This is a genomic window from Modestobacter marinus, from assembly GCF_019799945.1.
Classification (GTDB): Bacteria; Actinomycetota; Actinomycetes; order Mycobacteriales; family Geodermatophilaceae; genus Modestobacter; species Modestobacter marinus_B.
Genome location: NZ_JABGCH010000044.1, coordinates 19,673 through 27,360, shown reverse-complemented (window position 1 = coordinate 27,360; position 7,688 = coordinate 19,673). Strand labels below are relative to the sequence as shown.

The following is a 7,688-nucleotide window of genomic DNA, read 5'->3' as shown; positions in this document are numbered from 1 at the left end:
CGGCCCATCAGGACCCCTTCCTCGGGCGAGACGCCCAAGCTCAGGGTGTCCACCGAAGCGGGTTAACTCCACTCGCCCAGTTGAAGAGCTGGGGCTCCGGGGCGCGCTGTATCCCAGACCAGCACTCGTGCGTCGGTAGGGCCGCCGACCGTGACCACCCGCCCGTCACTCAGCACCGCCACGGCTACTGGCCCCCACACCCAGCCGCTGTGCTCGCCCAACCTGATCGGCGCGCCGCCGGGGTGTGCTGGGTCCCAGACCAGCACCAGCCCGTGGCGGCTACCAACGGTGACCACGCGCTGGTCGCCGAGGACGGCGAGTGCTCCCACCCCGTCGGCATCCTCTCCCAGTTGCAGCGGCCCAACCTCCAGGTGTCTTGGGTCCCAGACCAGCGTTCGGCCGGCCCCGCCGGTGACCACGCGCCCGTCACCGAGCACGGCCACCGCCGACACCCCGCCATCGTGCTGACCCAGCACGACCGGCGGAGCGCCCTTGCGGGCCGGATCCCACACGAGTATCTGCCCGTCCTCCGAGCCGCCGGTGACGACCCGCCCGTCACCAAGCACGGCTACCGCCGGCACTCCGCTGGCGTGCTTGCCTAGCCGGAGGGGCGTGGCGCCCGGGCGGGCCGGATCCCACACTCGGACGAGCCGATTGCGCCCGCCGGTAACCACTCGGCCGTCATGCAGCTCAGCCACGGCCCATACCCCGCGGGCGTGCTTGCCTACCCGGACGGGGGCGGCGTCCGGGTGGGCCGGATCCCAGATCAGCACCTGCCCGTCGTCCATGCCGCCAGTGACCACCCGCCCGTCACGCAGTACCGCGACCCTTGAGATCTGGCCGACGTGTTCGCCCAACTGGAGCACGAGTGCCGGACTGACCCGAGTGGGGGCCCAGATGGGGACCGGGCCGTAGTCGAGCAGGTTACGTAGCCGGTCGCGAAGGGCGTCGGCGATGCGGTCCTCGCCGTGCTTCATCGCTTCCAGGCACAGCTGCCGCAGCACGTAGCCGGGTTGACCGACTGGGCGCGGCGGTAGCAGGTTGAGCCGTTGCCCGGCGACCACGGAGGCGATGGTCGCCGCAGTGGCATGCCCTGGTTGGGCGGCAATGGCGGTGTGCAGAGTGGCCAGCATTCGGTCGACGCCGGTGACCGGGAGGGAAGTGGCGACCCAGGCGAGGTCGCCAGCGAGCCATGCGAGTCGGTCCGGGTCACCGGTCAGTGTCTGGGGGTACTCATCAAGCAGATACCGGGGAACCGGATGGCCGTCGGTCGGTGCCATCCAGCCGGCGTCGCGCCAACGCTGGGCCCATCGGTCGATCAGCTGCCGATAGCGCGGGTCACGCAGCTCCTCGGTGTCCTCCGAGAACTTCCCGTTCGGGTTCTGTGCGTACTCAAGTAGGGATGAGTGTGCGAATTGCCAGCGGACATTACGGGCAGGTCCGACGGGCTCGAGGATGCGAATGGCGCGCTCGTTGACGAGGGTCTTCACCTGTCGAGAGGTCACCGCAGCGGCGCCAGCGCCGTCAGACAGCAAAGCGTGCAGGTCGGCCACTGCGAGGGGACCCGCGGCCGCGGTCAGCAGCCCAAGCACGTCCAGCGGCAGGTCAGGGTTGTCCCCGTGCGTCAGGTCGTAGAACTCCTTGCGGGCCAGCTGCGCCAAATCCTCCGCACCCTCGAACGGCGGAAGTTCGAGGGGTTCCACGCGCGTGAGCGGATGGCCGCCCGGCACGTCGATGGGCAGCTCAGGGCGGGGCCGACTGGTGATGTGCACGTGAGCGTGTGCCACAGCCAGTGTTGGCAGCAGGCTCGCCACGCTTGGGGCTCCGGCCGGCAGAAGGTCCTCGTCCAGGCCGTCCACGACCAGCAGCAGATGACGCCCGGACGCCTCGGCGCGATCGACCGCCCTCTTCCATAAGGTCCGGAAGGCGTCCTTGCTCGGGGGCGGGGGGTCGAGGCCGCATAGATAGGCCAGCTGCGGCACCACCGCCTCGAGCAGCCGCTGGCTAGTGGCGTCGGAGGCGCGGCGGGACAGGAAGTAGCAGACCACGTCCACGTGTTCGGGCAGGCCGACGGTAACCGCCTCGTAGAGCAGGGCGCTCTTGCCCGCGTACGCCCCACCAACCAGCCACCGGTAGCCCGCGGACCCGGTGGCGAAGGTGGCTATGTCGGCCAGCTCCCGTTGCCGCCCCAGCAGTTGCGGCATCCGCGAATGCAGGGGTTCGCCGATGTCCTCACGCAGACTCGCCCAGTACGGCGGCGGTTCCCTCGCCGGCGGCGGCGTCGGCAGTCGCGGCCAGCCCGCTGGGTCGCCTACGCCTAGTGACTCCCACCAGGCCATCGGGTCGGGCACGCCCGGCCCCCACTCCGGATGGTCCGGGTTGTACTGGAGGGCGGTTAGCGGGACCGCGGTGATCGTCGACGGCCCGGCCCGCGGGGCGTGCTCGGTCACCACCCCGACCAGCCGCTCGCCGGCCAGCACCGGCGCCCCGGACATCCCGGACCACTCCGAGTCCGTCAGCGACCGGTCCGCCGGCGGCAGGGGTCGCGGCGCGACCGACACCACCAGGTTCAACAGCCCGCCGGCCAACCCGGAGGCCACCGGCAGCACCCCAATCGCATCCACGGTTTCCCGGCGCACTGCTGTCGGCGACGGCGTCTCGGCGAACCAGGGATAGCCAATCGCATGCACCCGTTCCACAGCCTCCGCGGCCGGGCTGTCCCGATCCACCGTGGCCATGCCCAGCGGCGGCGGCCCCGCCCCGAAGTTGCGGTCGGTAACCTCCACCAGGGCCAGATCCGGGCCAGGGCCAGCCATGTCACCGAGGAAGCGCGGATTCATCCGCGCCATGTGCTTTCGTTTGGCCGGCTTCCGGACGGTCACCGCCTGCGCGCCGGCCACCACATGTGCCGCGGTCAGCACCCACCGCCCGCCCACCAGGCAGCCCGACCCGTAGCGGTAGCGGTCAGCGGCCTGCGGGCCGAGGTCGCCGATCACCTCCACCACCCGCGCCGCCAACGGCACCGGCGGCATCGCGCGCTACCCCTTGAGCTCGCCGGTGGCCTGGGCAACCTTCACCGGCCGACCGTCGCGATCCACCGGCTCACCGAACACCACCGTCACCGTCTGCAGCGTGTCTCTCTGCCAGCCCGCCGACCCGCCCAGCTCCACGTTGACGATCGGCACCTTGAACCCGGCCTTGCCGTCGGCCTTGCGCGTCGCGGTCACCTTCAGCTCCACGGTCATCGACTGCACCGGCAACTGGATGTCCGACCCACCTCCGGCGGCTCGGGCCCGCAGAAGGCCATCCCGCAGCGCCTCGATCGCCTCGGTCAAACTGAGTTCGGTCCTCGGGTCCTGCACGTTATCGTCCATCGGCACCGGTCCCCCACCACCGTGTCCGGAGTGTGGCACAGGCGCGCGCCGGAACGGCCCTCTCGCAAGACCAGAGATCTGTCCGAGGGTCGCGCTACGTTCCGACCGTGACAGAGAAGCCGCGCGCACCGCGCTCCTCCCCCACCGGGACGGCCGCTGGTGGGACGGCTCTCACTTCGCGGTGTCCAAGTCCCCCCGGTATCCCGAATCGTCTTGAACGGCGACGTGGCTCGAACTCCCTCGCTTCGAACTCGGGACGTTGCTGGTCACCTATCCGTCTAGCTCATCGGCGACGGGCCGAAGCCAGTCGCAGGAGTGACGGGTTCGACCCGCGTCATGCATCCAGGACGGCCTGAGCCGGCCCGCGGAAGTGCTAGACGGACTGTTGGTCACGGGATGCCCAATCAGGCCGACCACAGTGACCAACCCGTGTCTACGTGAGCAATGGCTAGCAGCGTTTCGTTCGGCTCCAATCGCGGGGATGCCGCAAGCGCCGAGACCGTGCACCCGATCTCGGTCGTCTGTCGTTCCTCGGTCGGGTCCCACACCAGCACCCGCCGGTCGGCCCCGCCGGTGACCACCCGCCCGTCGCCGAGCACCGCCACCGCACCCACCTCGCCACGGTGCTTGCCCAGCTCCATCGGCGCGGCGCCCGGGCGGGTCGGGTCCCACACCAGCACCCTCCCGTCGATGTCACCGGTGACCACCCGCCCGTCGCCGAGCACCGCCACCGCACCCACCCCGCCGGCGTTCTCGCCGAGTTCGATCGGCGCGGCGCCCGGGTGGGATGGGTTCCACACCAGCGCCCCGTGGGACCCGCCGGTGACCACCCTTCCGTCGCCCAGCACCGCCACCGCCGACACCTCGCCGGTGCGCTTGCCCAGCCGAACCGGCCGGGCGCCCGGGCGGTCCGGGTCCCACACCAGCACCCGCCCGTCGAAGCGGCCACCGCCGGTGACCACCCGCCCGTCACCGAGCACCGCCATCGCATCGACCTCGTAGAGGCGCTTTCCCAGCATGACCGCTCCGGCCCCGGGGCGAGTCGGGTCCCACACCAGCACCCGCATGTCGTTCCCGCCGGTGACCACCCGCCCGTCGCCGAGCACCGCCACCGCTTGCACCCCGACGGTGTCGCCCAGCCAAACGGGTCCTGCGGCAGGGGCGGTCGGGTCCCACAGCAGCATCCTCCCGTAGATGTCACCGGTGACCACCCGCCCGTCGCCGAGCACCGCCACCGCACTCACCCCGCCGGCGTTCTCGCCCCGCCCGATCGGGTGGCTCGGGTCCCACACCAGCAGCCGCGCGTCGTACCCGCCGGTGACCACCCGCCCGTCGCCGAGCACGGCCACCGCCTCCACCGCGGCGGTGTGCTTGCCCAGCTCCAATGGTTCGGCGTCCGGGCGGTCCGGGTCCCACACCAGCAGCCGCCCGTCGACCCTGCCGGTGACCACCCGCCCGTCGTCGAGCACGGCCACCGCCAACACCGGCGACACCGCGCCGGCGCGCTCGCCCAGCCAGATCGGCGCGGCGCTTCGGCGGTCCGGGTCCCACACCAGCACCCGCCCGTCGAACCCTCCGGTGACCACCCGCCCGTCGTCGAGCACCGCCACCGCTCTCACTGCAGCGGTGTGCTCGCCCAGCCAAACGGGTCCTGCGGCAGGGGCGGTCGGGTCCCACATCAGCACCCGCCCGTCGGACCCGCCGGCGATCACCCGCCCGTCGCCGAGCACCGCCACGGCTGACAACCCACCGCCGTGCTCGCCGAGCGGGACCGCCCCGGCGGCCGGGCTGTCCGGGGCCCAGACCAGCACCCGCCCGTCGGACCCGCCCGTGACCACCCGCCCGTCGCCGAGCACCGCCACCGCACTCACCCCGTCGGTGTGCTCGCCCAGCCAAACGGGTCCTGCGGCAGGGGCGGTCGGGTCCCACATCAGCACTCGCCCGTCGGACCCGCCGGTGATCACCCGCCCGTCGCCGAGCACCGCCACCGCTCTCACTTCGTTGGTGTGCCCGCCTAGCCGAACGGGTCCTGCGGCAGGGGCGGTCGGATCCCACATCAGCACCCGCCCGTCGGACCCGCCGGTGATCACCCGCCCGTCGCCGAGCACCGCCACCGCTGAGACGGCGTGCTCGCCCAGTTCCAGTGCGAGTGCCGGACTCGCTCGGTGAGTGGTGCACAGGGGGATTGGGCCGGGGTTTGGGAAGGCGCGTAGCTGGACGCGCATGGTGTCGGCGAGGCGGTCCTCGCCGTGCTCCATCGCCTGTAGGCACAGCTGCCGCAACACGTAGCCGGGTTGGTCCACCGGGCGCGGGGAGCGGAGATTGAGCCGCTGCCCAGTGAGCACCGCGAGCATGGCCGCCACGGTATGCCCTGGCCGGGCGGTGGTCGCGGTGCGCAGGGTCGCGAGTACCTGGTCGACGCCGGTGACCGGGATGGCGGCGGCAACCCAGGCCGGGTCGCTGGCGAGCTCGGTCAGCCGGTCCGGGTCGCTGGCCAGAGTCGCGGGGTATTCGTCGAGTAAGTACCGGGGAATCCCACCGGCCTCCGGCGGCGCGGTCCAGTTGACGTCGCGCCAGCGCTGGGCCCAGCGGTGGATTCGCTGCGGGTACTGCGGATCGCGGAGTTCCTCGGTGTCCTGCGCGAAGTCCCCCTCGGAGTCCTGCACGTACTCGAGTAGGGAGGAGTGCGCGAACTGCCAGCGCGCGACCCCGGCCGGACCGACCGGCTCCAGGACGCGCACCGCCCGCTCATCGACGAATGCCTTCACCTGCCGGGAGGTCACGGTGGTGGCGCCGGGGGCATCAGTGAGCAGGGTGTGCAGGTCGGGCACAGTGAGTGCGCCGGCGGCTGCGGTGAGCAGGCCCAGGACGTCGACTGCAAGGTCGGCCTCAGCTCCGTGCGTCAGGTCGTGGAACTCCCTGCGGGCCAGCTCGGCCAGGTCCTCCGCACCCTCGAACGGGGGAAGGTCGAGGGGCTCCACCTGCTGGAGCGGATGCCCGGCCGGCACATCGCGAGGGAGCTGCGGCCGGGGGCGACTGCTGACGAGCACGTGCGCGTGCTTCCCGGCCAGGGTCGGCAGCAGGCTGGCGACGCTGGGTGATCCGGGCGGAAGTAGGTCCTCGTCCAGGCCGTCGACCGCCAGCAGCAGGTGACGCCCGTTCCGCTCGGCGCGTTCGACCGCCTTCTCCCATAGCGTGAAGAACTCATCCCTGCTCGCGACCGGGGGCTCAAGGTCGGACAGGTACGCCAGCTGGGGTACCACCGCGGACAGGAACCGCTCGCTGGAGGCGTCTGACGCCCGCCGGGACAAGAAATAGCAGACCACATCCACCTCGTCGGGCAACCCGAGGGTGACCGCCTCGTACAGCAGGGCGCTCTTGCCCGCGTACGCGCTGCCCACCAGCCACCGGTAGCCGTGAGCGCCGGTGGCATACGCGGCGATCTCAGCTAACTCCCGCTGCCGGCCGAGCAGCTGCGGCATCCGCCGGTGCAGGGTCCGGCCGAACTCCCGCAGGGTCGCCCGGTAGGCCGGCTCAGGCCGTGGCGGGGGTGGTGCTGGCAGCCGCGGCCAACCTGTGGGATCACCCACGCCTAGACGAGATAGCCACGCGGTCGGGTCGGGGGCCCCCGGCCCCCACTCCGGGTGTACTTGGTCCTGCTGCAGGGCAGTCAGTGGGACAGCAGTGATCGTCGATGGCCCGGCCCGCGGGGCGTGCTCGGTCACTACGCCGAGCAGATGCCCAGCGGCGAGCACCGGCGCGCCGGACATCCCCGCCCACTCCGAGTCCGTCAAGGACCTGTCCGCCGGCGGCAGCGGCCGCGGTGCGATCGACACGACCAGGCTCAGCAGCCCGCCGGCTAGCCCGGAGCCGACCGGCAGCACGCCGATCGCATCGACGGTCTCTCGGCGCACCGCCATCGGCGACGGCGTCTCGGCGAACCACGGATAGCCGATCGCGTGTACCCGTTCGATTGGCTCCCCGGTCGTGCTGTCTCGATCGACCGCCGCCACGGGCAGCGGCGGCAGGTCCCCTGTGAAGCCCGGATCGGAGACCTGCAACAGCGCCAGATCCGGGCCCGGACCATCGACCTCGCCGACGAACCGCGGGTTGACCGTCGCCGCAAACGCGTTCTTGGCCGAATCCAGGATGGTCACCGACACCGCGCCCACCACGACGTGCGCTGCCGTCAAAACCCACCGGCCGCCAATCAGGCACCCCGACCCGTACCGGAAGCGGCCCGCACGAAGGTCGGCGGTCACCGCCACCACCCGCGCCGACAACGCCACCGGCTCCACCGGAGCTATCCCCTGA

At 71.9% G+C, this 7,688-nt stretch carries 3 protein-coding genes; all 3 read right to left on the bottom strand.

Features of this window, described 5'->3' with window-relative positions; genetic code table 11:
* Window positions 1-62 precede the first annotated feature (62 nt).
* On the bottom strand, window positions 63-3,032 hold the full coding sequence (locus HK417_RS22800) for a trypsin-like peptidase domain-containing protein (RefSeq protein ID WP_222272409.1): 2,970 nt from the start codon (window positions 3,030-3,032) through the stop codon (window positions 63-65).
* A gap of 6 nt (window positions 3,033-3,038) precedes the next feature.
* Window positions 3,039-3,374: a trypco2 family protein gene (locus tag HK417_RS22795; RefSeq protein WP_222272407.1), complete on the bottom strand. Its 336-nt coding sequence runs from the start codon at window positions 3,372-3,374 to the stop codon at window positions 3,039-3,041.
* Between the two features lie 404 nt (window positions 3,375-3,778).
* Window positions 3,779-7,636 carry a trypsin-like peptidase domain-containing protein gene (locus HK417_RS22790; protein ID WP_368858541.1) on the bottom strand — a complete coding sequence of 1,286 codons (3,858 nt, stop codon included), beginning with the start codon at window positions 7,634-7,636 and terminating at the stop codon, window positions 3,779-3,781.
* Between the last annotated feature and the right edge of the window lie 52 nt (window positions 7,637-7,688).

Bases quoted from the DNA above. Each gene is read 5' to 3' on its own strand.
- HK417_RS22800 (WP_222272409.1), bottom strand. From the start codon at position 3,032: ATGCCGCCGGTGCCGTTGGCGGCGCGGGTGGTGGAGGTGATCGGCGAC.
- HK417_RS22795 (WP_222272407.1), bottom strand. From the start codon at position 3,374: ATGGACGATAACGTGCAGGACCCGAGGACCGAACTCAGTTTGACCGAG.